This is a genomic window from Priestia aryabhattai B8W22 (assembly GCF_000956595.1).
Classification (GTDB): domain Bacteria; phylum Bacillota; class Bacilli; order Bacillales; family Bacillaceae_H; genus Priestia; species Priestia aryabhattai.
Window position 1 is genome coordinate 30170 of record NZ_JYOO01000032.1, and the last position, 24034, is coordinate 54203.

Below are 24034 nucleotides of genomic sequence, written 5' to 3' on the forward strand. Positions count from 1 at the left end.
TTGTGCTAATGTTTGAGCTTATTTAGACTATAACGGTTTTAGACGAAAAAAAATGCTAGCTTAAAAAAGCTAACATTTCGAAATTATAGAATGTTGTGTCTATTATCAGCTGAACCACTTAGGCGGCATGTTTCGGTTCCAATAAATTTTCCCTAAATCATAATGCTTTTGAAAATTATCTGCAGCCGCATGATAGTGAAAATTAAACCAGTATCCATCTTTTGGAGGATTTTCACGCCGTACATGAAACCGTATTAAGTCCTGACCGGTTTCCCGGTCATATACATGGAAAATCTTTTCACCGTAGCCAGCGGCAGGGTGCTCGCTTATCTCGAGATTCTGAATTGACTGTTCACGTTCAGTGCCAATGTCGGTCAGCACTTCTTCAATTTTAGGTAACACTGCTTGACGAAATTCATCTTCAATGACAGGCCCAATTTTTGTTCCGAATTTTTCCACTGACTGTTTTTCAGCTGATTCCATTGCATACGTAACAAATGATGAAACGTCTTCATATTTTGGTTCTTCATATGGCAAATGAATATCTTCTATAACAGCTGTGACAGGAGTTGTTTCTCTTACATACCCTGCTTTATGTTGCTTGTCCGCTTTTGCATCATCAACGTATAAATATTCTGGTGGAGTGACAAGCCCAAATGTAAATACTGTAATAAATACAACTAGCATTCTTTTTATCCATCTAGGCATTCGTATCTTTCCTTTCTCATCTTTTCCCATATGGTCTTTTCATATCGTAAAATTCATTATCATAACTCACTAGGTATTGTAACATACTTATTAATTTTTTACCTATATTTGCTTATTCATTTATGCTGTCTACGGGCATTCGACGACTTTTTAGTTAGCACCTTCCTTCTTCTGTTTGAGGTTGTCACACCGAGCGGAAACCTATACAAGATATTCCTTTTTTGCTGGATGCTTAAACACAAAAGTATTTTTATGTTCAAAAATATATCATACTTTTATGAACTTTAGATGAAATTCACAAAAAAAAACTTCCAAAACTTTTTAATTCCTAAAAGGTTTTAGAAGTCTTTTCAATGAGTGTGATTCATTTTACTTTTTTGTTTATTTTTGTATATCAATTGTCCCGTAATGAAATTTTGATGTTTTTCGTTTTTGCACGGTAAATCCATGCTCTTCAAAACGACTGCTTTTCCAATGATCTTTTAGCACGACCTTTTGTTTGGCTACTCTTTTTGCTTCTTGTATAGCCATGGACGTCAGCGTGGTATACAGTGCTATTGCTTTAATACCGTTAATTCCATTCGATTCCTCAATTTGCTCTTGAAACATGGGGTCAAAGTATACAACATCAAAAGAATTATCTTCACAACACGCCAAAAACGATTCAAAATTTTGATGAACCACGTTTATACGCTTCATTGCATCATTCAACTCTTGTACGTCACTTTCCCAATTTAAAAGTCCTTGTTTGACTAAATAAGCTACATAGCGGTTGCCTTCTAGTCCGACAACTTTTCCGCTTTTCCCTACCGCTGCGCTCGCCATCATACTATCCGATGCAAGACCAAGTGTACAGTCAAGCACGCTCATTCCGTTTTCCAAACTAGCGGCTTCAATAAACGGATCACGTTCTCCGCGCAGCCATCTCTTCACTCTAAACATAGCGGAATTTGGATGAAAAAAAATAGGTTCTTCTTCATTTTGGACGTGCAATTCTACTCTATTCTTACCCACGACCAGCACGTCTGCCGCTTCAAAATTTTGAAGGTCTGCAACAGATTTCTTCTCTCTTACTACAAAAGGTATACTTAAATCAGCGGCTACTTGTTTAGCTTTTACAATCATCTGTTCATTTGTTCGACCAGCAGTCGTAACAATCACTTTCATAACTCCCCCTACACTGTTTGGCTATTTACATAAAGAAAAAGGATGCCCATAGACATCCTTTTTCTTATAAAGTATATGTGATTTTTCTCTAAAAATCTATATACTAGATGTGACAAAAGCAGGACACTTTACGAACAGTGCTGCTTAAAGCCATTTAAAATGTTTTCAAAAATAACTTCTAAAGGCTGACCTTCAATTTCATGTCGAGGAATAAAATGAACGACTTCTTTTCCTTTTAAAAGCGCCATAGACGGTGATGAAGGCTCAATGTCCCCAAAATATTCACGCATTTTAGCTGTTGCTTCCTTATCTTGACCGGCAAAAACAGTTACCACTTGATCTGGTTTTTGCTCAGACTGTAAGTACGCTTGCGTTGCTGCAGGACGTGCTAAACCAGCAGCGCATCCACAAACTGAGTTAACGACAACAAAAGTTGTTCCTTCTACGTTTTCCATAAAATCAACTACGGCTTCCTCTGTTGTTAATTCTTCATAACCAGCTTGAGTTAATTCTTGACGCATTGGTTTAACTAACTGACGCATATATTCTTCATATGCCATTGACATATTAACATTCCTCCTAACAATCATTCACGCTAAAAGCATACTATAAAAGCCAGGAAAAATCTAGCTACTCACTCTTCAAATCCTTATCGTTGTCCCGTTCTCCTTTTCCATTTGATAAAAAAAGATTAAAACCGAGTCATATTATCTAATTTTTTTCCATAAAAATGTCGATTTTTACTATTAATATTCCATTTTTTGTACTATAGTAGTAAATAGTAGTTTAGTAGAAAGGATTTTCAAATTGAACCAGCGATTTAAACCGAACAAACGATTTTATGCATTTTTGTCTTTAGTGTTAGTGATCGTCGCTTCTTTGTTTTTTATTACAGAAGCCAAAGGAAGTGAACCTGCTGCATCTCAGCAAGTCTTAGCATCTACTGCATTGCCGCTGAAAGAAGCTGCATCTTCAGCACAACCTGAGAAGCTGCTTAATACACTTCACCATAATATGTATGTAGCGAATACGTTAAACGATCAAAATCAAGCTCTTACACAGCCTGTTTACCTTACGTTTGACGATGGTCCAACACCTGATACCCTTCATATTTTAGATGCTTTGCGTCAATATAACGTAAAAGCAACTTTCTTTATGTTAAAGTATCAAATTGACGCTCACCCTGAAATTGCTAAAAAAGTAGCACAGGAAGGACATGCCATCGGCTGTCACGGCGTCTCTCATGATATTCATGTCATGTATAGTGAAGACGGCGCCGCGTTAAAAGAAATGCAGGAGTGTCAAGCAACAGTTAAGAAAGTAACCGGTGTTGACAGTAAGTTAATCCGCGTTCCTTACGGCAGCGTTCCTTATTTAAAAGAGCCCCACCGTACAGAGCTGCTAAGCCACTTTAAATTATGGGACTGGAATGTAGACAGTGAAGACTGGGCACTTCGTTCTGCACCTAGAATTATTCAGGGCCTTGAACCTCATATTCAAGGGGTCAACTCCAATGGAAGAACACCAGTCATTTTATTTCATGATAAATCCTTTACGGCACAATCCCTTCCTGCTATTTTAACTTACTTAAAGCAGTCGGGCTATCAGCCTATTAAAATTGATAACACCATGCAACCTATGCAGTTTCCAACTCCCGCTGCAAAACAGTCGTAAAAAAAAGATCATTCAAGTGAATGATCTTTTTTTTATGCTTTTCTGCTTTCTGTCATTTGTTTCCAAACAGAACCTTTTGCTTCTTCTCCGCCTTCGATACGTTCGATCGCTAGCTTGATTTGTAAGTCTACCTCAAATTCTTTATCGTTCTCTGCTGCTTTTAATGCAGGAAGAGCCGTCTCGTCCCCTACTTCGTATAAATACATAGCTGCACGCCAGCGCACAAGCTTGTTTTTATCACCAAGAGCTTCACACATTGCCGGAATACCTTCTTCAAAGCCTAAATCTGACATGCAGTCTCCAGCAGTACGGCGCACAGTGACTGATTTATCTTTTAATGCTTTGTATAAATAAGGTAGTACCGTTTTTGATTCAATCATTCCTAAATAGACGGTAGCTAAGCGGCGAATAGATGCTTTTTCATCATCAAGCGCTTTATTTAAAACGTCTAAGTCAGCTTCTGTTGGATCCATTTGTTCTAAATGGGCATAGCGTACTGACCAATCTTTGTCTTCTAGCATCTCTTCTGTAACTTTATAGGTTTTACGCGGCTGTACCGTTTTTCCGCCTTCTTTTTCTTCTTGTGCATTGGCTACAAGGCGAGTTAATCTTTCTTGCGGATATGCCGCTGCTAACTCTTCTACAACTTCGTCTCCGATAGCCGCTAGTTCTCCGTAACGAACGCCTTGTTCTCTCCATTTCCGTTCTAATACCACATTATCTGAAAAACGTTGAAGTTCTGCTACCGCTTTTGCGAATCGTTCGGGCAGACCAAAGCGCTTTTCTTCATTTCCGTCCGTTAGCTTGACTTGCATCGGTACATTTTTGAACATTTGAACTGACACATTTACCTCACCAAAATGCTCATTCATTTTGTGCTGTTCACTGTTGCTTTGCAAATCTTCACCAAACGCTGCACGAACTTGCGGCAAAATTTGCTTCCAGTCATATTTGGCATTTCGCTCTACTGCTAAGAAGTCCGCTACGTGGTAGACTCCTTTTACCCCTTCTACTTTCAAGATGTCTTGAACAACTTCAGGGGCTGCTTCAGCATTTTTTTCCGTATAGTTATTGCTTTTTCCGCCTGATAACACTTCGTCTAAATTAATTTTCATTGTATTCGGACTTGGCGTTGGCTCAATTGATTTAATGTTCATGTCGTATCGTACTCCTCTCATTAAAATTGTAGCATGTGGCTTATACTCAGTCTAACGACTTGTTTACGCGTTTTCAATTTCTTCAATCAGCTCTGAAAGCTCTGCCCAGCGATCAAGCAGTGCACTTAATTCTTCATTTGCTTTTTCTTGTTCTAACGATAGATTATGCGCTTTTGTATAATCGCTGCCCACCTGTTCAATTTCGCTTGTTAAGCGTTCAATTTCTTCTTCTTTTGCTGCAATATTATCTTCGATTTCTTCCCATTCTTTTTGTTCTTTATACGTTAAGCGACGCTTTTTCGTTTTCTCTGGCTGTTTTGGCTTTTCTTCTTTCACTTTAGCCTGCTGAACCATTGCCTGCTTCTTCTTCATCGCTTCTTCCAATTGATCCGTATAAGCGCCAAAATAAGTCGAAATATTCCCTTCTCCTTCAAAGACAAGTAAGTAATCTGCTACTTTATCTAAGAAATAGCGATCATGTGATACGGTGATAACGACACCTGGAAATTCTTCGAGATAGTCTTCAAGCACCGTTAGCGTTTGAGTATCCAAATCATTAGTCGGCTCATCTAGAAGCAATACATTCGGCGATGTCATCAATAATTTTAACAAGTATAAACGACGGCGCTCTCCTCCGGACAACTTTTGAATCGGTGTTCCGTGCGTATGTGAAGGAAATAGAAATCTCTCAAGCATTTGCGACGCAGAGATCATTTTTCCATCCGTCGTATGCACAACTTCTGCGGATTCTTTAATATACTCAAGCATGCGTTGATTCAAGTCCATATCATCGCTTTCTTGAGTATAGTAAGCAATTTTAACCGTTTGTCCTCTGTCAATTTCACCGCTGTCTGGCTCAATACGTCCTGCAATCATATTCAAAAGGGTAGACTTTCCGCTTCCATTTTTTCCGACAATTCCAATTCGATCTTGTTTTTTCACGATGTGCGTAAAGTCTGAAAGAATAATTTTATTTTCATACGTCTTAGACACATCTTTTAATTCAAACACTTTTTTCCCAAGGCGACTGCCTGCTAAACTTAAATCCAGTGATTCTTTTTCAGAGGAATCGATTTTCCCCTCTAATTCATCAAATCGCTGAATACGCGCTTTTTGCTTAGTCGTACGCGCTTTTGCTCCTCTGCGAATCCAAGCCAATTCATTGCGATATAAGTTGCTTAATTTTGCTTGAGTTGCTTTTTCCTGCTCTTCTCGAATCGCTTTTCCTTCTAGAAAAGCAGCATAGTTTCCTTTATAGCTATATAAATTTCCACCGTCTAATTCAAAAATTCGATTTGTGACAGCATCCAAGAAATAACGATCATGAGTAACAAGCAGAACGGCTCCTTGATATTTGGATAAATATTCTTCGAGCCATTTAACGGTCTCATAATCTAAGTGGTTAGTCGGCTCATCTAAGATCAATAAATCAGGTGTTTGAATTAGGCTTTGCGCAATGGACACGCGCTTTTTCTGTCCACCTGAAAGCTCACCGATTTTTGCACTCATATTTGAAATTCCCAGCTTCGTTAAAATCGACTGTGCGTTAGAATTGGCTTCCCACGCGTTCATCGCATCCATTTTCTGCTGTAAATCATACAATGTTTGCTGGTTTTTTTCGTTTGCAGAGTCTTGCTCTAACGCATACAGAGCTAGCTCATAGTTTTTTAATAAGTTAAGAAGAGGCGTATCTCCGCTGAAAACTTGCTCCAAAACAGTTAAGTTTTCATCAAAATCCGGATGCTGCGGTAAATATGTCACGCTGTAGTCTTTAGCATGAACAATATCTCCTTCGTCTCCAAGCTCTAAACCTGCGATAATTTTAAGAAGCGTTGATTTCCCTGTTCCGTTTACACCGATTAAGCCGATTCGCTCATTTTCCGTAATTGTAAATGTTAGTTGATGAAACAGCTCTTTTTCTCCATACGTTTTTGTTAAGTTTTCAACAGTCAGCATTTTCATAATGATAATTCCACTCTTTCTTAAATTGAACTAAAAATTCTTTCATATATGTATGTCGCTCTTGTGCTAGAGACCGTGCTGTTTGAGTATTCATTAACGCAGTCAGCTTTAATAACTTTTCATAAAAATGTGCAATAGCCGTTGATTTCCCGTGTCTATATTCTTCTGCCGTCATCTCGCTTCGTACCGCAATGTTTTCATCATACAAAGCCGTGCCTTTAGAACCTGCATACATAAACGTACGTGCGATTCCAATTGCACCGATCGCATCTAAACGATCTGCATCTTGAACGATTTTGCCTTCAAGCGTAGCCATAGCCGGACGGTTTCCGCCTTTAAATGACATCGTTTGTAAAATGTGAACGATATGCTTGCAGCTCTCTTCTTCTACCTGCTGACTCTTCAGCCACTCCCACACTTCTTCGTACGCCTTTTCAACATCTTCCACTAGCTTATCATCTACCACATCGTGTAAAAGCGCGGCTAGTTCGATAACTTCCCGATTGCCGCCTTCTTTTTTATATAAAAGCACTGCATTTCGACGCACGCGATCGATATGCTGCCAATCATGACCCGTCGTGTCATGCGCAAGCTTTGCTTGAACCCACTTTTCCGTTTCCGCTATTTTATTCATTTGCTCACCTCAATTATATCCACCATTATTTTAGCACAAAGTAAGGCGCTCGTCTCACTGACAGCTGAGCACCCTTTGAAAACCCTTGCTGAAAAATAAAAAACAGATGGAAATCCACCTGCTTTTACAGCAATTCTTTTATATCTTTTTGAATATCTTTTGGTGCAGTTTGAGGTGCGTATCGCTTCACGACTTCACCTTGACGATTCACTAAAAACTTTGTGAAATTCCACTTTATCCCTTTGGAACCTAGCAGGCCCGGTGCTTGTTCTGTTAAGTATGTAAATAACGGGTGTGCGTGCTCCCCTTTTACATCTACTTTTGCAAACATCGGAAACGAAACACCATAGTTTAACTTACAAAATTGTTCAATATCGTTTGAACTTCCTGGCTCTTGACCACCGAACTGATTGCAAGGAAAACCTAGAACCGTTAGGCCGTTTTCTTTTTCTTCTTCATACAGCGCCTGCAAATCTTTATATTGAGGGGTGAAGCCGCATTTGCTAGCTGTATTCACAATCAACAGCACGTCACCTTGATAGTTAGATAGCGATACGTCTTCGTCTTTAATTGTTTTTGCCGAGTATTCATACACGCTCATCAAAACGCCTCCTTTTCCCTATTGTAATTCACTTTATTTCGGAAGTACAACTGAAACGCTCTTATGATTTGTCGTAAAGAACCTTTAGCTGATCAGTCGTTTGCAGCATGTAATCAATCATCTCAATTAAATCTGCTACTTGATCTTCGTAAATAAATCGGTTAAAGGTTACCTCAATATTGTTTTCATATTCGCTTCCTCCGACTTCATGAGTAATACGCTGCTTCACAACTCTTGTTGTTCCCCAGATCCGCTCACACATTTCCTGTATGTTTTGAAACTCAGCTTCTTCAAACGGTTTTTGTTTTTTTAGCTGAAAGTGAATATAAACTGTACACCCTGGTTTTTCTACACGGGAAGGCGTTAATTCGGCATGAATGTTGTCTAAGTCGGTTGATAAAGTTAGCGACGCGGTACAGCAAAAATGCTGTTGAAAAGAAATGCGGTACGTTCGAGTAAACTGAGCTAAGTCTACAAAATCTTCGCGATTCGTAACAGATACTTGCCCAGACAAGTCAAGATCATAGATCTCTCCTTCTACAACAACTTTTAAATTATCAAATACAATTGGATCAAACATTTCAACTACTTCCTTTTTTATAAAATACGAACAGTCAGCTCTTCTTCTTTCTTGCCAAATTAATTCATAACATACCTGTTATTTTGTTTTATATTGTAAGAAAGAGATTGAGACACAACTAAGTCCATCTAATCTACAGCTAGAAGCCTCTACACCCATGAAGCCTACTTTTACCATAACTACGAAAAAATCCGAACGAGGTTGATTCTCCATCAAGAATCTTGCTTCACCGTTCGGATTTTCCTTCAACTAAAATACTCTTACCCTAGCCTCTTCTCTTAAAAAACCCCTAGTGCATTTCCATTCTCGTCAATATCCATATTGAGCGCAGCAGGTTTTTTTGGAAGTCCAGGCATTGTCATAATTGAACCTGTTAGCGCAACGAGAAAGCCAGCTCCGAGCGAAGGACGGAATTCCCTCACCGTAATCTTAAAATCAGCTGGTCGCCCAAGCTTCGTCTGATCATCACTTAACGAATACTGTGTTTTGGCCATACAAATTGGCAGGTGATCCCATCCGTTTGCTTCAAATTGCTGTATTTGCTTTAACGCTTTTGGAGCAAAATCTACGCCTTGTGCTCCGTATACGGTTTTAGCAATAGTTTCTACTTTTTCTGGAATCGAAGCTGACACATCGTAAAGAGGAGAAAACTGACTTTCTGTCTTGTTCATGACTTCAAGAATTTTTTCAGCAAGCATGACGCCGCCTTCTCCACCTTTTTCCCATACTTCTGTTAAAGCAACTGGAACATTCATTGAAGCACACCAATTCATAAGCGCTTCTACTTCACCTTTTGAGTCCGTCACAAAACGGTTCACGGCTACCACATAAGGAACGCCGAATGCCTGAATCGTTTCAATATGTTTTTCAAGATTTTCAATTCCCGCTTCTAAAGCCTCAATGTTTTCTTCATTTAAACGCTCTTTAGGAACGCCTCCATGCATTTTCAGAGCGCGAATTGTCGCAACGATTACTACCGTTTCTGGTTTAATATCTGCCATACGAGCTTTAATATTTAGGAATTTTTCTGCGCCTAAATCTGCCCCAAATCCCGCTTCTGTTACTACATAGTCGCCTAGTTTTGCAGCCATTTTTGTTGCAATGACGCTATTGCAGCCGTGGGCAATATTAGCAAAAGGACCTCCGTGAATGAGGGCTGGAGTATGTTCCAACGTCTGTACAAGGTTTGGTTTAATCGCATCTTTTAAAAGAAGAGTAAGCGCTCCTTGTGCACCTAAGTCTGCAACCGTTACAGGCTCATTGTCTATGTTATAAGCTACCACAATAGACGCTAAGCGACGCTTTAAATCTTGTAAATCTGATGCTAAGCAGAAAATAGCCATAATTTCTGATGCAACCGTAATATCAAATCCATCTTCTCGAGGAACACCTTGCATCGGACCACCTAATCCAATGACGACCTGACGCAACGCGCGGTCGTTTAAATCTACCACTCGTTTCCACGTGATTTTACGTGTATCAATACGCAATTCATTGCCTTGATGTATATGGTTATCTAAAATAGCTGCCAGCGCGTTGTTAGCTGTTGTGATGGCATGCAGGTCTCCAGTAAAGTGTAAGTTAATATCCTCCATTGGAAGCACTTGAGCATAACCGCCGCCAGCGGCGCCTCCTTTAATTCCCATTACCGGACCAAGAGATGGTTCACGCATGGCGACAATCGCTTTTTTACCTAATCTATGTAATGCCTGAGCTAAGCCAACCGTCACTGTCGACTTCCCTTCTCCGGCTGGAGTTGGATTAATAGCTGTAACTAAAATCACTTTTCCATCTTGTTTTGTGTGTAAACGTTCCATAACGGACAAAGAAAGCTTGGCTTTATAATGTCCGTACGGCTCTAGCTCGGCCTCTAAAATATCTAGCTGCTCGGCAATCTCTTTAATCGGTTTAATCGTTGCCTTTTGTGCAATTTGCAAATCACTTTTTATTTGCTTCTTAGTTGTCATATAAAAACCCCTTTTCTGCTGAGAATTCTTTTTAAACACTTCATCAAAAAAGGATAAAATCCATTTTCTGGGGGAGATATGAAGTTTAATAAATACGGGAACGACTGCGCTATAAATTTTACTGAGTTTCAGTTAAGCTAAAAAAGCATAGCAACGCTCCAGTTTAACCTTATTGTACCATTTCATTTTAGCCATTACGCATATTAATGCTCTTTTTTTTCAAAATTCAATTGCTTAATATTCTGTATATTCCTATAATAGTATATTGTACATAAATGTTGAACCTCATCTTCACGTGAGAAAGAACATTTATACGCGTCATTACTTCGAAATCGAATAGGAGGAATTTTATTGCCTATTAATATTCCACGTGATCTTCCGGCAAAAGAAATTTTAGAAAAAGAGAGAATTTTCATTATGGACGACGTGCGCGCGGTTAACCAAGAAATTCGCCCGCTTAATATTGTTATCCTAAACTTAATGCCGGAAAAAGAAAAAGCTGAAACGCAATTATTACGTTTACTCGGGAACTCACCGCTGCAAGTGCATATTACACTTCTTTACACGGCAAGCCATAAAGCAAAAACAACGAGTAAAAATCACCTAGATCAGTTTTATAAAACGTTTGAACAAATTAAAGAACGAAAATATGACGGAATGATTATTACAGGAGCACCTGTAGAACATATACCATTTGAAGAAGTAAACTACTGGAAAGAACTTCAAGAAATTATGAATTGGTGTAAAACAAATGTGACTTCTACCCTTCATATCTGTTGGGGAGCTCAAGCCGGACTTTATCATCACTTCGGCATTGACAAGCGACCTCTTTCTGATAAATGCACGGGTGTATTTACACATGTTGTATCGAGTGAAGAACCAATTAAGCTGCTGCGAGGATTTGATGATGTCTTTTATTCTCCTCATTCCCGTCACACTGATGTAGACATGAATGAAGTACAAAATCATCCTGGCCTTGAGCTTCTTTCCTATTCTGAAGAAGCCGGTGTGTATATGGCGATGTCTAAAGACGAAAAGTTTGTTTTCGTTACAGGGCACCCAGAGTACGACGTTCAAACACTGCAAGAAGAATTTCTTCGAGATACAGAAAAAGGACTAGAGCCAAAGCTTCCGGAACACTATTTCCCAAACAATGATCCCGACAAAAAACCTTTAAAAACTTGGCGCTCTCATGCCAACCTATTGTTTATGAATTGGTTGAACTATTATGTTTACCAAGAGACTCCTTATCTGTGGGAATGAAAGAATCGAGCGGCCGTATTTCAAACATAAAAAACGACAAGTCCTTATATGGATTTGTCGTTTTTTATGTCCTGCTGTTCTCTTTTTAACGTGGATAATTATATGTATATTCTTCTCGCAAACCGCTATAAAGAAGTATTTTCCTCCTCCAGATTCAACATTTCTTTTTTGTAAATAGCTATGTTTTTCTTTTAAATTTTCATTTAGAACATAGTTTTATCAAATAAATAAAACACAATCTTCTAACAGATTGTGTTTTACAGTTCTTTAATATATACAATGACCGAATCTGGAAATTCGTTTCGAATTCCGCAATTCCCACAATAAAATCCGCTATATTCGTCTGTCGCAACGTACTGTCTTAAAAGAAACAATGTTAACCTGTTTGGGATACCGCATTCTGTGCAAAACGCCAGGTATTTGCTGCGCTGTCTGTTTGCTGACATACGTTTCATCCTTTCGATTAACCATAGAAAGCGTTTTCTTATTTATATGGAGCTTTCTTATTAGTTTATGACAGCAATTACGGACTATCTCCAATTATTGTCGCGACGAGAAGGGCGGAATAAACGCAGAATTAAATTAATTACAAGTACAATAGCCAAAATGTTAATTAATAATCCAAAAATTCCACCCAGTGCACCCATATGACCAAGCAAACCGCCAAATAACATCCCTGCCAGCCCGCCATACAGCAGTCCACGGGCGAATCCTCCTCGTTTTGAACGGGTAAAGCCTCGATTTACAGTTCCATTTCTGCGGTTTGAAAAATTAGATCTCGGCTCATTTTGTCTAACGCTTGGCTGTCTATTAAACGACCGCTTCCCCGAACGATACGACCTTGCACTTACGTTATAGTCATCGTGATAGGAAATATATTCAGCTAAGGGAGATAAACTTAGCGAAAAAATCAATGCTACAGCAATCATTATTTTTTTCATCTGCTTTTTCCTTTCTTCACCTAATAGTAACTGTTTATTATAGTGCGCTGTTTCATGCATATCATACGTTTTGACACAAAAGGGAAACTCAGTTCATACAAAATTTTTAATCGGGTATCATAACGTTATACTTTGCCCTAGAAAGGAGCGTGCATGTACATGATACGAAGAATTAGTATACTGCTTTTCACACTGTGCTTCTTATTTAATGGAGCCCTTCCTGCACTATGTAAAGCGGAACAAGAAAAAAATGTAGCTGTGCGTGACCGTCTGCTTTATCAAGGTAATAACCACCTAAAGCAAACCGCCCTAACATTTGATGATGGACCGGATCCGCGCTTTACTCCACATGTATTGGACCAATTGAAAAAGCATGGTATTAAAGCAACCTTTTTTCTTATTGGGGCAAAAGCTCACGAACATCCTGAGCTAGTGAAGAGAATGGTAGCTGAAGGTCATGCTGTTGGAATTCATACCTATTGGCACCCCAATTTATTAAAAGAATCGACTGAAAAGTTTCACTGGGAAATTGCCAAAACCCAGGCTATTATTAAAAATATTACCGGTTTTGAAACACAGCTGTTTCGTCCTCCATATGGAAATTTAACGCAAGAAATGATCAGCGAGCTGCCAAATGAAAATGTCTATGCGATTAACTGGTCTTCTGATTCATTAGACTGGAAACAAATACCAGAAACAGAAATCACCAAGAATGTATTTAAGAACATGCACGCCGGAACAATTGTGTTGATGCACGACGGCGGCCATTGGACCATGGATCTTTCCAACACCGCAAAGTCGCTGGATACTATCATTCCTAGACTTAAGCAAGAAGGATATCATTTTGTGACCGTCCCAGAACTTTTGCACATTCCTTACCCAAAAAATTAAGCTCCAACGAGTTTCTGATTTAGAAACTCGTTGGAGCTTTACAATTTTCTTTAATAGAAAGTAAATATGCCTCCCCCTACAAAAAGAGCGTGTCAAAAGATCTAATTCAAATCCATCTTAAAACTCAAAAATATACCTTATTTCTTCAAAACGTTGCCATACTAAAGATACAAAAAGAAGCATTCTTTTCTTGTTCCATCACTCTACAATAGAGGGAATTTACGGATAACCTCTAAAATAGGTTTTAAGTTGCATGATTAGGAGTAAATATTACTATAACTACTCTCATATTTTTAGACAAGCTGCATATGTATAAAATGAGAGAGTCGAACGTATTCCACATATCCCTAAATTTCTTCTTCTCACAAAAAAATTGACGAACTTTTTTTGTCAACAGGTGCGTATAGATATGATAGAATTCCTATATAATGACCTGGATTCATTTCTAAACAAGGAGTTTTGACTATGATTAATGAACAAGAGACGTTGTTATTTATTAAAGAACTTGGCCGCTTGTTGAAAGACTATCAAAACTGTTCAAACGCCTCTGTAAAAAGTGAAATATATAAAGATATCGTGTTGTTGAGCAATGTTATCCAGTTAGATCACGTGAACGTTTCTTACGCTTAGAAAATCTTTTTTATTTCTTTATAAATTTCAGTTTTTCTACTATAACTACAGAAAAGGAAGAAAAGAGAAGATTTCCATCCATCTCTTTTCTTCCTTTTCTCATTTTCGTGTTTTTTATAGTTATTTAGAACATAGTTTTATTAAAATTACTATAGATTTTTTCGAGTGTCTTCGGTCCAACTATTCCATCTACCTGCAGATAAAGTGCTTGTTGAAAAGCTTTGACCGCTTTGAGAGTCGAAGACCCGAATATACCGTCTGCTCCGCTAAAAAGAGAATAGCCTAAGTGAATAAGCATACGTTGAATTAACTGTACTTGATTTCCTCGATCTCCGTATTTAATTAGCACTCTTGAAGCCTTTTCCGTTTGTTTCTCAGATGATTTTCCACTTCGAAGCTCCGACAAAGATAAACCGAATGTATATTGAAAATGAGGATAATCTTTTAAGCTTTTCCAATCTCCTCCCCATTCCAACCCGATCCTTTTTCCTATCTCTCCCGCTTTGTTCCATCTTCGATCAATGGTCCAGTCAACTTCTCCGTTGTTATCAAGCAGCGCAATATCAAAAGCTAGTCCATAATTATGATAAGAATAGCCGCCTTTGGCATTAGTCACGATACTTCCTGGTGTTGTTCGGCCTTGTGAATATAGTTTATGCTGCTGCTCTATCGATCTAAATCCTTCAGTGATCACAACAAATATGCTTTCTTTATATGCTTGCCTAATGAGCTCGTACGATTTTTCTTGCACCATTTCATGTACATTCTGCAACTTATTTTCTGCTTTTTTTAACAGCTTGTCTAATGATAAATCGCTCATACTCCCCACTCCTTAACTAGATGGCTTCTCCTTATATATACGTATAAGACGAACTCTAAGGGAGGCATCCAGTATCAGTTTATGCGGGAAGTAGTTAAGTGGTGCAACAGTGCCGCCTGCTGTGTAGAGCTGCTGTTATTTCAGTACCCAGTGGCTAATAGCCTTCGCTACTCCATTATTGACATTTGTATCTGTCACCCAGTCCGCTGCTTCTTTTACAGCTTCCTGAGCATTTCCCATGGCTATTCCACAACCTGCCGCTTCAATCATAGCCATATCATTTAAGCTGTCTCCCATTGCAATGACTTCATCCATTGAAATGCCCAAACGGTCACATACAGTCATGATCCCTTTTGCTTTGTTAATACCAAGTGCATTAATTTCTAAATTCGTTAAACTAGAGTTGCTGATTTCAAAATCTGAAATGCCTGCTATTTGTTTCAGCACTTCTTCTCGTAAAGCATCATCTGGAATATCGTAGCCAAACTTCAGCCATTCCTGTGAAGCAATATCTTCTGGAAATTCATCTCTCCATACTTTATCCGTAGTCACAGCCCAAAAGGTAAGCTTATGCTCTTGCGTTAAATTCCACATTTTCTCAATGTGTGAAGCATCAATTAACTTTCGTTCTACAAGCTGTCCAGATTCATCCCAAATTTCACTTCCGTTTACTGTAATAAGGTAAGAAGACAGCTGAAGAGATTGCGCGTATTCACGGCATGTTAAAAGAGATCGCCCCGTGCTTAATACCACATGAACACCTTGTTCTTGAGCTTTAGCAATGGCCGCGCGATTTTCTTCAGGAATTTCTTGCTGATTGTTCAGCAGGGTTCCATCCATATCTAGTGCAATCAGTTTAAATTCTTTCTTTTCATTTGTTTGCATCTTTCTCTCTCCTTCTCATCAGTAGTAAGTATGACATTACCCTGAGCATTTGGCTTATACTATGTAACTCTTACTATAACTGTAGCACAGGAGCATTTCACTCTGCATCAGATAAGCGCTAAAATGGTCAATTATTTTATGGGGAATAATTGAAGGAAAGCAGCATACCTTTGCCGTAATTTATATTTAACGCTTTTCATTTTTATTTATTTCAACTAGAATTTTGGTAAAAGGATGTGAATGTTATGAACACTATTATTTCACCGGCTGACTTACATACTGCATTACAACAACCTCAACACTCCATTGTGTTGCTCGACTGCCGATTTACCCTTGGAAAGCCTGAGGCAGGCGCAGATGCTTATCAGAATGAGCACCTCCCGGATGCTCATTATTTGGATTTAGAAAAAGATTTGTCCTCTGTGGCTGCTTCTCACGGAGGCAGACACCCGCTGCCCGATGTTCAAAAGCTAGCTCAGAAGCTCGGCCGCTTAGGAATTAATGCTGATTCAAAAGTCGTCGTTTATGATGAACAAAACGGAATGATGGCTTCAAGAACATGGTGGCTACTGCGATATATAGGAATTGAATACGTCCAAATTTTAAATGGAGGTTTTAATAACTGGAAACAATCGGGATATGAAACAACGAAGAGCGTTCCAGCAGCTTCTCCTCAAACTTTTGTACCTTTCATTCAACAAGATTGGGGACTTGTAGGAGTTGAATACGTAAAAGAGAATCTTCATAATCTTAATGTTGTTCTTGTCGACTCTCGTGAAAAAAAGAGATATCTCGGCTTAGAAGAACCCATTGATTTTGTAGCAGGACATATTCCAGGCGCCATTCATTCTTTTTGGCAAGATGTGTTAACTTCAGAAGGTTTATGGAAAACAGATAAAGAGTGGAAGGAGATGTTTTCAGCTATTGATTCTCACGCTGAAATCATTGTATACTGCGGATCAGGTGTATCTGCCTGCCCTAACGTTTTAGCTTTAAAATCAGCCGGTTTTCCAAATGTAAAATTATATGCCGGCAGCTGGAGCGATTGGATTAGCTATCGTGACAATCCCATTGAGAAAAACAGATAGACAAAGAAGGCTCAGTCTCACCAAAAGTATAGGGACTGAACCTTCTTTTTTTGTACTTTTCTTATTAGTCGCATGCTATTTACTGAGCCTCAACATAAAGTCATGAAGCCGATCTAAGGTAAGTAAATTTTGATTACATGCTTCGCTATCTTGACAAATATAATTTCCTCGTTGGGTAAATGTTCCTTGAACAGTTCCTTTGATTTCAGCAGTGAACATACCGACTTCTTCGTAGCTGTGACAAAGTGTGCATATTCCCTTCTGGTTGATAGGCTTAAACGTTCCTTGAATACCTTTTAGCTTCTGAGTATAGAGATCCTGCGCTACGATAAACTTTCTGTTTGAGCCTTTATCGATCCAGCTAATATAGGAAATGCTCGTTAGATCAATGCTATCAGCAGAAGGAACCTTTAACTTTTTCACTTTCGGAAACAATTTTTTTACGCCAGCTTCTGTAAAAGATTTAAATGGAATCACGTAAGGCTTTATCGTTTCTAAAAACACTTCTGCTTGTTCCTTAGTTCTAACTTCAGCAACTGGTAGCAGCAATTCTTCCTGTTCCTCGCTAAGAACATCAAACGCATGTAAGACTTTTTCTTTTGCAAGAGCTTTTAAGGCCAGCAGCACATCGGAATTATTCACTGTTCCATACCCATTGATAAGGATTTGCGTTTGGCTTTTGATAAAGTTATATTGATCATTTCTTATAAACGCTTCCACGTTCTTCACTCCTTCTTCATTTAATCAGCTACTTTTTACTTTACCGTATGGACTCCTCTTACGAAATGTAAAAAATAAATCAGAATTAAACTCTACCTAAAAAAGCGCGGGCATTCAGCCGCCAGCGCTTGATTTTTACCGTTGCTTTTTGTATACAATTTTTTTGATGGTTTCGGTTGATAAGAAGTATTCACGGGCTAGTTCTTCAATTGAAGTTCCTTTTTTAAACAACTTCTTAATACGTTCGTTTCGTTCATCGATCAACTTTCTTCCACCAGAGCAAGTTCCCCATTTTCTTTTTGCCTTCTGCGGCTTTGGAATATAAATGGTTTCTCCTTGAATGTATTTTTGAATTTCACTAATCAGCTCTTCAGGTAAAATATTTGTTGCTTTTACATACGTCATTTCTGCCAGCTCCTTATGTGATTTTGCTTATACAATAAGGGGCAAAGCCATATATATATTAGAAATGAGATATGCTCGGTTAGGCGATGTATCTTACTAAACCGTCCACCCCATGCAAAGTATCGCCTTTCTAATATCAGGCTTTGCATGAGACGCTGCAGTATCTGGTAAATATCTTTTATTTACCATTTATTACACCTCCGCTTTACATCGAATGTAAACCAAACTTGTAGAAAATTACAATTATTGGCTCATATTTTATTATAAACTATCTATAATCTTGCACACAACACCTTCTTACTTATAAAGATGACACCATAAATAAAACGAACTTGCAGTGAGCTCGTTGTTTTCCCTGCAAGTTCGTTTTGTTTTTGTTATGAACGCTTCTGTTTTTTGTTAGCTGAACTGCTTTGAACACCTTGTTCAGAAGTGGTCGTCCCTTGTCCTTCTACATTTGGTGAACCTAGCTCTGATTTTGAGCGGTCTTTTTTAATTTTACTCATGTCACTCACCTCCAGTTTGTAGTGTACCCTTTGTACAGCTACATATAAGGAGACGCGTGCTGTTTTTATTGTTTCTTGAGCATAAATAACCATAGAAACGTTAAGGCTTGTTTTAATTCCTGTGGAAGCTGTCCAATCAGCTTATCTGTAACATTTCGCTTATATACACCTTCGCCATCAATTACTTCCCATCCATTTTCTTTTGCAAGCTGTTCAAACTCCCACGGCATCATCGTATTGCAAATAACGTCTTCCCCATATAGTCTTTGATAACTATTGGTACGTGGCTGAGCAGTTGGCCCAAGAATACCTACACATGCATATCCTCCTCTTTTTACAACTCGGTGCAATTCCTTCAGAGCTAATCGCGGGTGCTCCGTCCATTCTAAAGCGTTGATTACCATAACCCCTTCTACTGATTCAGAAGACAGCGGGAGCTTCATAATATCAGCTTGAGCAAACGACAAATTTTCACTTTTATGCAGCTCGGATGCTTTTTGAACCATTTCTTCTGATAAATCAAGACCGATTGCTTTATATCCAGAAGCTGCTAGAAGAGAAGTTCCAAACCCATCACCACAGCCGACGTCTGCTAGCAAAGCGCCTTTTTTAAGATGTTTTTGAATAAATGGAATCACTGTTTTCCGGCTTCCGTTTTTCCACATTTCTTCACTTCGGCTATTCCAAAATGATACTTTTTGATTCCACTCGTCTTGAGCTTGATCATGCCAATTAAATGTTGTCATTTTTTATCCCCTTTGCACTCTTTTCTTTACCTTATCACTTTTTATAATGAATAAAAACGACTATTTCAGCAACCATATAGATGTAAAGGAAGGTGTTTATGTGTATGAAAGAACGTTTCGTTGCAGTACGTAAAAATGCAGACGGTGACCTCTTAGAATTCCAAACGGCTTCAGGAGACGTTTTAACCTATGAAGAAGCGTTAAAGAAAGTAGAAGCCGGGGACGTTGAGCATGTGAGTACCTTTGTAGGGAAAGACGGCGGTACGTATATTCGCAGCATTCCTGATCATGACAAAACAAATAATCTCGATGCATTGCCATCGTTTTAAAGGAGAATGAAGATGACTAAAAAGAATAACAAAGGAAGCGCTAATCAAAGTAATCCAAAAACCCAGCACCACCTTGTAGAAATGGGTGAAGAAATTTCAAGCGGGGATAATTCAAAGGGAAACAAACGCAACAAAGATCAGTCAAGTAAAACACAATAAAAAAAAGCCGTGCGAAAAAGCACGGCTTTTTTATTAATGTTGGCTAGGAAGACCTAATGTTGAAAAATCTCCTGTTGCGACGCTTGTTCCAACTGAAGCAACACCTGCTACTAATGTAAACGCTAATGCCATACCGACTAATACTTTTTTCATAATTATTTCCTCCTCTTTCTTTGATTTGACTCTAGTGTATCACAGGATAAAAGTAGATGAATTCCTTTCTATCAGCATTTATCACCTTAAAACCATGGATTTCCTCCATTTTGATAGAAATTTCTCAAAAATTATAATGATAGGAATATTTTAAACAAATAGAGCTTCAAGTTCTTTTTCTACTAGCTTGACGAATCGCTCGTTTCGTTGCAAGGTGAAAATGGTCATAGACTTTTCCATATATTCTTTACCTTGTTCAATTTTACCTAATTTGATTAAGCTCTCTCCTGCTTGGTAATGAAGTTCTCCAAATAGATACATTGATTCATTACTAATGCACAAATCGATTCCTCGGTTGCTATATATTAATGATTCATCATAGTTACTCATATCTCCAAGCGTTTTGGCAAGTGCATTTAAAATTCTAATTTTTATATTTTCGTCTTTTGTTTGGGGCAGCTCATTTAAGCTTTTGAGTGCTGTTTGATATGTATCTAGAGCCTGTTCATACTCTTTCTCTTCATAAAGAATAATCCCAATGCTATTTAAAATTTCAATTTCTCTTTCTTTATAAAACGTTGCCGATTGCTTAGTAAGCTCGATCGCTTGGTACATTTTAGACAGCGCATCTTCTTTATTATGATGAATGTAATACACGCAAATACCTTCGTGCCACATTAAAAATTGCTTGTTCAGCGGATTTTGAAACAGGGGACTTTCTTTTTCTTTTACAATGATATTATGAATAGCATCATAATCTCTCTGACGAATATATTGACGAATTAACGATTGGACCGCATCTACGTAATCAAGTCGAGGTGATTCTACACTATCAAAAAAGTAGTTAACATCTACGCCAAGGCGCTTAGAAATTTTATAGAGGGTAATGCTTGATGGATATTCTTCACCATTTTCAATTTTGCTGATTTGCGCTTGTGTACAAATGTCTCTTGATAATTCTTGTTGTGTCAACCCTGCCATTTTGCGAAGGTCTCTCATAACACTCCCAATTCTATACTCTCTCATCTCTTTTCTCACCCTTACTTTCACATAATATATTCTCTCTATAAACATATAGTGCTTTTATTTAGATAGTCAACTGTAAACACGTTAAAAATTTATACAATGTTTCGAAATTGACCATTCCCTATAATAGCAAATTAATCTATAAGAGTAAAATAGTGTATTATTCCTCTTCTCTAAAAAATCCTGCAAAAAAATGAGATTGAGACATAGCTACATCAATCCAATCTAAAGACGAACAATAGGTTAAATGATCTGAACTACTTGTTACACCGCTAAAAGCACCTGTATACATGAAACCTACGTTCACCACACCAATAAAAAAATCCGAGCGAAGCTGATTCTTAATCAAGAATCAGCTTCGCTCGGATTTTCCTTTAACTAAACTACTTTTTTATCCGCCACATTTACATTTTTCATTTATAAACAGGATATCCAACAAACTTAAAATCTTTACCGATTGAAGTAACAGAAAGACGCTCCACGTCCACTGCGTCCCACATTTTTTCTACGCCTTTTCCTTCTAGGAAAGTAGGAGCTTCTTTTCCTCCTGAAAGCTTTGGTGCCATATATAGTACCAATTTGTCAATTAAGCGATTTTCCAAGAATGCGGCATTCACTTCCCCGCCTCCTTCAATTAAAAGAGACGAAACGAATTTCTCACCTAGTACAGAAAGCATATCTTCAAGATTTACTTTGTCCTCACCGCTTGTGACAAATACTTCGACGCCTTGCTTTTCGAGCTGTTCTTTTTTTTCTTTTGAATAGCTTTGACTTGTAAATACCCACGTTGGGGCTAAAGAATCCGTTGCTAACTTGGAATCAAGGGGCATACGCAGCTTCGAATCCATCACAATACGAATTGGGCTTCGGCCACCTTCGATGCGAGTTGTCAGCTCGGGGTTATCCTTAATGACCGTGTTCACCCCTACTAAGATACCCGCCGTTTCATGACGCAGCTGATGTACATCCAAACGAGCTTCCTCAGACGTAATCCACTTGCTGTGAGAAGAGGCAGTTGCTATTTTACCGTCTAACGTAATCGCTGACTTTAATGAAACAAACGGCTTCTTCGTTACAATATACTTATTGAAGACTTCATTCATTTGACGTGACTCTTCTTCACATACACCTGTTATGACCTCAATGCCTGCGTTTTCTAAAATTTTAACTCCATTACCTGCTACTAAAGGATTGGGGTCTAAAGTTGCTATGACCACTTTTTTTACACCGGCTTCAACTAGCGCTTCAGCACAAGGACCTGTACGTCCGTGGTGTGAACAAGGCTCTAGCGTTACGTAAGCAGTCGCCCCTTTTGCTTGTTCACCAGCCATTCGCAGCGCGTGAATTTCAGCGTGCGGTTCGCCAGCTTTTAAATGCGTACCAATTCCAACGATTCGATTATCGTTTACAATGACCGATCCTACAAGCGGATTTGGCTCTGTTTGTCCTTTTGTTGCTTTTGCGTTTTGTAAAGCTATATTCATATAAAATTCGTGATTGATCAAAGAAGAACCTCCTCTTTTAAGTGTCCTGAACGTTTAACTTTAGTATCTAAATACTTTTCATTAAACTGAGATACATCTCCCCAAAGTGGAACGCGCCCTGATAAAAGTGCGCCGTTTTTCTCAAGCGCGATTAGCTTTTTCGGATTATTCGTAATCAGCGTAACCGGTTTTTGACGCAGCACTTTTAACACGCTGATGGCATCACTGTAGCTGCGAGTATCATCTTCAAATCCTAACCCTTCATTCGCCTCTACCGTATCAAATCCGTTTTCTTGAAGCACGTATGCCATTGCTTTGCTGAATAAGCCAATGCCGCGTCCCTCGTGATTTGCTAAATAAAATAGCGCTCCGCTTCCATTTTCGACGATCATTTTCATAGATTGTTTTAATTGAAAACCGCAGTCGCAGCGTTTGCTTCCGAATATATCTCCCGTATGACAGATGCTGTGCATACGAATGAGCGCGTCATGCGACTCTTCAAAATCTCCGTACACAAGAACACTCGATTGCTGCATATCTGCCAAATTAGCTCCTTGCATTTTTTCAATGAGCTGTTCTGTACTTAAGGCTCCTTCTTTTACATTATCAGAACGCAGCCATGAATACCAACTAAATACTTGTGTCTCGCCCTCTAGATTCACAGGAAGCGTGATAGGTCCTACTATATAAATAAAATGATCATCATTTTTTACGACGTTAATTTTATCTTTTAAAATTGAAACAACTTTTTCGTTAATCACAGTCATTTCCTCCTCTTATGTGTCTTTCACTTATCTACTATTTTCACATTGTGCTCAATCTCTCACATGAACAAATATTTTTTCTAGCACTTCACTACATTTATCTTTTTTAATTGATGTATCAGCTTACTAAAAGTAAGTAACTTTACTTGCTTAAAGTATTATATGACGATATATTTATCTTGTAAAGCTTTTATGCTCTTTTGGTTACTTTTAGTAATTAACTTCTATAATTATATAAATTATATAATTAAAATATAAATACGTAAAGTAATTTATATTCTTTAAGTAATTAAATTACACAACACTAGATAAAATAGTGACTTTGCTTTATACTATAGGAAGAGAATGGAGGTAATAACATGGACGGTTTAGCACTCTGCCCGCGTTTTGAAAAGGCTGTTACTATACTAACGAAACGTTGGACGAGTTTGATCATTTTTCAGCTGCTTTCCGGCTCACAACGGTTTTCTCAAATGCAAGAAGCACTTCCAGTAAGCGGAAGGCTCTTATCCGAGCGCTTAAAAGAATTAGAGCATGAAGGAATCGTCATTCGTACGGTTATTCCGGAAACTCCTGTTCGAATCGAGTATTCGTTATCCGAAAAAGGATTAGCTCTGGCGCCGGTGATTCAGGAAATTCAAATATGGTCCAGTGAGTGGATTACAAAAGAAGAAGTGGAATAAAAGAAATCTCTAAAGAAATCAGGAGGGCTTGTACACGGATAAGCTCACGACCGTTCTCTTTAGAGCTCCATAAATAAAAAAAGACGTGCTT

The 24034-nt window shown here is 38.4% G+C and carries 29 protein-coding genes; 8 read left to right on the top strand and 21 right to left on the bottom strand.

Annotation, left to right across the window (positions count from 1 at the left end):
* Positions 1-105 precede the first annotated feature (105 nt).
* The 3 genes from N178_RS20805 to N178_RS20815 all read right to left on the bottom strand — a co-directional run bounded on the left by N178_RS20805 (position 106) and on the right by N178_RS20815 (position 2441).
* Positions 106-708: a YpjP family protein gene (locus N178_RS20805; protein WP_025752035.1), complete on the bottom strand. Its 603-nt coding sequence runs from the start codon at positions 706-708 to the stop codon at positions 106-108.
* A 381-nt stretch (positions 709-1089) separates the two neighbouring features.
* Positions 1090-1869 carry a class I SAM-dependent methyltransferase gene (locus N178_RS20810; RefSeq protein WP_045294615.1) on the bottom strand — a complete coding sequence of 260 codons (780 nt, stop codon included), beginning with the start codon at positions 1867-1869 and terminating at the stop codon, positions 1090-1092.
* A gap of 134 nt (positions 1870-2003) precedes the next feature.
* Complete coding sequence (locus tag N178_RS20815; protein WP_013056693.1) at positions 2004-2441, bottom strand: BrxA/BrxB family bacilliredoxin; 438 nt, start codon at positions 2439-2441, stop codon at positions 2004-2006.
* Between the two features lie 241 nt (positions 2442-2682).
* Here N178_RS20815 and N178_RS20820 point away from each other — a divergent pair, with 241 nt between their 5' ends.
* Entirely contained in the window at positions 2683-3549 is an 867-nt protein-coding gene (locus tag N178_RS20820; RefSeq protein WP_193377167.1) for a polysaccharide deacetylase family protein, read from the top strand.
* Positions 3550-3581: 32 nt separating this feature from the next.
* Here N178_RS20820 and N178_RS20825 read toward each other — a convergent pair whose 3' ends face one another.
* The 6 genes from N178_RS20825 to N178_RS20850 form a co-directional block, all read right to left on the bottom strand.
* Positions 3582-4706 (bottom strand): conserved virulence factor C family protein, encoded by a 1125-nt coding sequence (locus N178_RS20825; protein WP_045294577.1) that lies wholly within the window; start codon positions 4704-4706, stop codon positions 3582-3584.
* A 63-nt stretch (positions 4707-4769) separates the two neighbouring features.
* Positions 4770-6668 carry an ABC-F family ATP-binding cassette domain-containing protein gene (locus tag N178_RS20830; RefSeq protein ID WP_045294579.1) on the bottom strand — a complete coding sequence of 633 codons (1899 nt, stop codon included), beginning with the start codon at positions 6666-6668 and terminating at the stop codon, positions 4770-4772.
* The gene (locus N178_RS20835) at positions 6649-7302 is read right to left on the bottom strand and encodes an HD domain-containing protein (RefSeq protein ID WP_045294580.1); all 654 of its coding nucleotides are present in this window, start codon (positions 7300-7302) and stop codon (positions 6649-6651) included. Before N178_RS20835 ends, N178_RS20830 begins: the two co-directional genes overlap by 20 nt.
* A 124-nt stretch (positions 7303-7426) precedes the next feature.
* On the bottom strand, positions 7427-7903 hold the full coding sequence (locus tag N178_RS20840; protein WP_045294582.1) for a glutathione peroxidase: 477 nt from the start codon (positions 7901-7903) through the stop codon (positions 7427-7429).
* Positions 7904-7964: 61 nt separating this feature from the next.
* Entirely contained in the window at positions 7965-8483 is a 519-nt protein-coding gene (locus tag N178_RS20845) for a hypothetical protein (protein ID WP_045294584.1), read from the bottom strand.
* A gap of 278 nt (positions 8484-8761) precedes the next feature.
* Positions 8762-10450 (bottom strand): formate--tetrahydrofolate ligase, encoded by a 1689-nt coding sequence (locus tag N178_RS20850; protein WP_045294587.1) that lies wholly within the window; start codon positions 10448-10450, stop codon positions 8762-8764.
* 351 nt (positions 10451-10801) lie between these two features.
* Between N178_RS20850 and metA the strand changes: the two genes are divergently transcribed.
* Complete coding sequence (gene metA, locus N178_RS20855; protein WP_045294589.1) at positions 10802-11713, top strand: homoserine O-acetyltransferase MetA; 912 nt, start codon at positions 10802-10804, stop codon at positions 11711-11713.
* A 257-nt stretch (positions 11714-11970) separates the two neighbouring features.
* On the opposite strand, the gene N178_RS26165 is transcribed toward metA, so the two are convergent.
* Both N178_RS26165 and N178_RS20860 read right to left on the bottom strand, forming a co-directional pair.
* Complete coding sequence (locus N178_RS26165) at positions 11971-12159, bottom strand: hypothetical protein (protein ID WP_080890228.1); 189 nt, start codon at positions 12157-12159, stop codon at positions 11971-11973.
* A gap of 84 nt (positions 12160-12243) precedes the next feature.
* Complete coding sequence (locus N178_RS20860) at positions 12244-12654, bottom strand: hypothetical protein (RefSeq protein ID WP_045294591.1); 411 nt, start codon at positions 12652-12654, stop codon at positions 12244-12246.
* A gap of 159 nt (positions 12655-12813) precedes the next feature.
* On the opposite strand from N178_RS20860, the gene N178_RS20865 reads away from it, so the two are divergent.
* Together N178_RS20865 and N178_RS27225 are read left to right on the top strand one after the other, a co-directional pair.
* Complete coding sequence (locus N178_RS20865) at positions 12814-13545, top strand: polysaccharide deacetylase family protein (RefSeq protein WP_045294593.1); 732 nt, start codon at positions 12814-12816, stop codon at positions 13543-13545.
* 465 nt (positions 13546-14010) lie between these two features.
* The gene (locus N178_RS27225; protein WP_013056680.1) at positions 14011-14175 is read left to right on the top strand and encodes a hypothetical protein; all 165 of its coding nucleotides are present in this window, start codon (positions 14011-14013) and stop codon (positions 14173-14175) included.
* A 124-nt stretch (positions 14176-14299) separates the two neighbouring features.
* Here the strand turns inward: N178_RS27225 and N178_RS20870 are convergent, their stop codons facing one another.
* A complete protein-coding gene (locus N178_RS20870) occupies positions 14300-14995 on the bottom strand; it encodes a peptidoglycan-binding protein (RefSeq protein WP_045294595.1) in 696 nt (231 codons plus the stop codon).
* Positions 14996-15130: 135 nt separating this feature from the next.
* A complete protein-coding gene (locus N178_RS20875) occupies positions 15131-15880 on the bottom strand; it encodes a Cof-type HAD-IIB family hydrolase (RefSeq protein WP_045294597.1) in 750 nt (249 codons plus the stop codon).
* Positions 15881-16125: 245 nt separating this feature from the next.
* Between N178_RS20875 and N178_RS20880 the strand changes: the two genes are divergently transcribed.
* Positions 16126-16968, top strand: coding sequence for a sulfurtransferase (locus tag N178_RS20880; protein WP_045294599.1), 843 nt, complete (start codon positions 16126-16128; stop codon positions 16966-16968).
* Between the two features lie 75 nt (positions 16969-17043).
* Here N178_RS20880 and N178_RS20885 read toward each other — a convergent pair whose 3' ends face one another.
* From N178_RS20885 to N178_RS20895, 4 genes are all read right to left on the bottom strand, one after another.
* The gene (locus N178_RS20885; protein WP_045294601.1) at positions 17044-17688 is read right to left on the bottom strand and encodes a FusB/FusC family EF-G-binding protein; all 645 of its coding nucleotides are present in this window, start codon (positions 17686-17688) and stop codon (positions 17044-17046) included.
* A gap of 135 nt (positions 17689-17823) precedes the next feature.
* A complete protein-coding gene (locus tag N178_RS20890; protein ID WP_285843091.1) occupies positions 17824-18102 on the bottom strand; it encodes a CD3324 family protein in 279 nt (92 codons plus the stop codon).
* Positions 18103-18470: 368 nt separating this feature from the next.
* Positions 18471-18599, bottom strand: coding sequence for a YuzL family protein (locus N178_RS26170; RefSeq protein ID WP_013056674.1), 129 nt, complete (start codon positions 18597-18599; stop codon positions 18471-18473).
* Between the two features lie 65 nt (positions 18600-18664).
* A complete protein-coding gene (locus tag N178_RS20895) occupies positions 18665-19345 on the bottom strand; it encodes a class I SAM-dependent methyltransferase (protein WP_029714870.1) in 681 nt (226 codons plus the stop codon).
* A 104-nt stretch (positions 19346-19449) separates the two neighbouring features.
* On the opposite strand from N178_RS20895, the gene N178_RS20900 reads away from it, so the two are divergent.
* Together N178_RS20900 and N178_RS27230 are read left to right on the top strand one after the other, a co-directional pair.
* On the top strand, positions 19450-19674 hold the full coding sequence (locus tag N178_RS20900; protein ID WP_013056672.1) for a DUF3892 domain-containing protein: 225 nt from the start codon (positions 19450-19452) through the stop codon (positions 19672-19674).
* 12 nt (positions 19675-19686) lie between these two features.
* Positions 19687-19833, top strand: a complete 147-nt coding sequence (locus N178_RS27230; protein ID WP_013056671.1) for a hypothetical protein — start codon at positions 19687-19689, stop codon at positions 19831-19833.
* A 303-nt stretch (positions 19834-20136) separates the two neighbouring features.
* Here N178_RS27230 and N178_RS20905 read toward each other — a convergent pair whose 3' ends face one another.
* From N178_RS20905 to N178_RS20920, 4 genes are all read right to left on the bottom strand, one after another.
* Complete coding sequence (locus tag N178_RS20905; protein ID WP_014460489.1) at positions 20137-21012, bottom strand: helix-turn-helix domain-containing protein; 876 nt, start codon at positions 21010-21012, stop codon at positions 20137-20139.
* Positions 21013-21172: 160 nt separating this feature from the next.
* Positions 21173-21361 carry a hypothetical protein gene (locus tag N178_RS20910; RefSeq protein WP_045294603.1) on the bottom strand — a complete coding sequence of 63 codons (189 nt, stop codon included), beginning with the start codon at positions 21359-21361 and terminating at the stop codon, positions 21173-21175.
* A gap of 64 nt (positions 21362-21425) precedes the next feature.
* Positions 21426-22517, bottom strand: coding sequence for a bifunctional diaminohydroxyphosphoribosylaminopyrimidine deaminase/5-amino-6-(5-phosphoribosylamino)uracil reductase RibD (ribD, locus tag N178_RS20915; protein ID WP_045294605.1), 1092 nt, complete (start codon positions 22515-22517; stop codon positions 21426-21428).
* A complete protein-coding gene (locus N178_RS20920) occupies positions 22514-23263 on the bottom strand; it encodes a GTP cyclohydrolase II (protein WP_045294607.1) in 750 nt (249 codons plus the stop codon). Before N178_RS20920 ends, ribD begins: the two co-directional genes overlap by 4 nt.
* 356 nt (positions 23264-23619) lie before the next feature.
* Here N178_RS20920 and N178_RS20925 point away from each other — a divergent pair, with 356 nt between their 5' ends.
* Entirely contained in the window at positions 23620-23943 is a 324-nt protein-coding gene (locus tag N178_RS20925) for a winged helix-turn-helix transcriptional regulator (protein ID WP_045294609.1), read from the top strand.
* Positions 23944-24034: the final 91 nt, after the last annotated feature.

What these genes read in the sequence shown, in the direction of transcription:
- N178_RS20895 (WP_029714870.1), bottom strand. Translation starts at nt 19,345, where the DNA reads ATGACAACATTTAATTGGCATGATCAAGCTCAAGACGAGTGGAATCAA.
- N178_RS20835 (WP_045294580.1), bottom strand. Translation starts at nt 7,302, where the DNA reads ATGAATAAAATAGCGGAAACGGAAAAGTGGGTTCAAGCAAAGCTTGCG.
- N178_RS20825 (WP_045294577.1), bottom strand. Translation starts at nt 4,706, where the DNA reads ATGAACATTAAATCAATTGAGCCAACGCCAAGTCCGAATACAATGAAA.
- N178_RS20830 (WP_045294579.1), bottom strand. Translation starts at nt 6,668, where the DNA reads ATGAAAATGCTGACTGTTGAAAACTTAACAAAAACGTATGGAGAAAAA.
- N178_RS27230 (WP_013056671.1), top strand. Translation starts at nt 19,687, where the DNA reads ATGACTAAAAAGAATAACAAAGGAAGCGCTAATCAAAGTAATCCAAAA.
- N178_RS20805 (WP_025752035.1), bottom strand. Translation starts at nt 708, where the DNA reads ATGCCTAGATGGATAAAAAGAATGCTAGTTGTATTTATTACAGTATTT.
- N178_RS26170 (WP_013056674.1), bottom strand. Translation starts at nt 18,599, where the DNA reads ATGAGTAAAATTAAAAAAGACCGCTCAAAATCAGAGCTAGGTTCACCA.
- N178_RS20865 (WP_045294593.1), top strand. Translation starts at nt 12,814, where the DNA reads ATGATACGAAGAATTAGTATACTGCTTTTCACACTGTGCTTCTTATTT.
- N178_RS20905 (WP_014460489.1), bottom strand. Translation starts at nt 21,012, where the DNA reads ATGAGAGAGTATAGAATTGGGAGTGTTATGAGAGACCTTCGCAAAATG.
- N178_RS20850 (WP_045294587.1), bottom strand. Translation starts at nt 10,450, where the DNA reads ATGACAACTAAGAAGCAAATAAAAAGTGATTTGCAAATTGCACAAAAG.
- N178_RS20870 (WP_045294595.1), bottom strand. Translation starts at nt 14,995, where the DNA reads ATGAGCGATTTATCATTAGACAAGCTGTTAAAAAAAGCAGAAAATAAG.
- N178_RS20900 (WP_013056672.1), top strand. Translation starts at nt 19,450, where the DNA reads ATGAAAGAACGTTTCGTTGCAGTACGTAAAAATGCAGACGGTGACCTC.
- N178_RS26165 (WP_080890228.1), bottom strand. Translation starts at nt 12,159, where the DNA reads ATGTCAGCAAACAGACAGCGCAGCAAATACCTGGCGTTTTGCACAGAA.
- N178_RS20815 (WP_013056693.1), bottom strand. Translation starts at nt 2,441, where the DNA reads ATGTCAATGGCATATGAAGAATATATGCGTCAGTTAGTTAAACCAATG.
- N178_RS27225 (WP_013056680.1), top strand. Translation starts at nt 14,011, where the DNA reads ATGATTAATGAACAAGAGACGTTGTTATTTATTAAAGAACTTGGCCGC.
- N178_RS20925 (WP_045294609.1), top strand. Translation starts at nt 23,620, where the DNA reads ATGGACGGTTTAGCACTCTGCCCGCGTTTTGAAAAGGCTGTTACTATA.
- N178_RS20875 (WP_045294597.1), bottom strand. Translation starts at nt 15,880, where the DNA reads ATGCAAACAAATGAAAAGAAAGAATTTAAACTGATTGCACTAGATATG.
- N178_RS20845 (WP_045294584.1), bottom strand. Translation starts at nt 8,483, where the DNA reads ATGTTTGATCCAATTGTATTTGATAATTTAAAAGTTGTTGTAGAAGGA.
- N178_RS20920 (WP_045294607.1), bottom strand. Translation starts at nt 23,263, where the DNA reads ATGACTGTGATTAACGAAAAAGTTGTTTCAATTTTAAAAGATAAAATT.
- N178_RS20860 (WP_045294591.1), bottom strand. Translation starts at nt 12,654, where the DNA reads ATGAAAAAAATAATGATTGCTGTAGCATTGATTTTTTCGCTAAGTTTA.
- N178_RS20840 (WP_045294582.1), bottom strand. Translation starts at nt 7,903, where the DNA reads ATGAGCGTGTATGAATACTCGGCAAAAACAATTAAAGACGAAGACGTA.
- N178_RS20880 (WP_045294599.1), top strand. Translation starts at nt 16,126, where the DNA reads ATGAACACTATTATTTCACCGGCTGACTTACATACTGCATTACAACAA.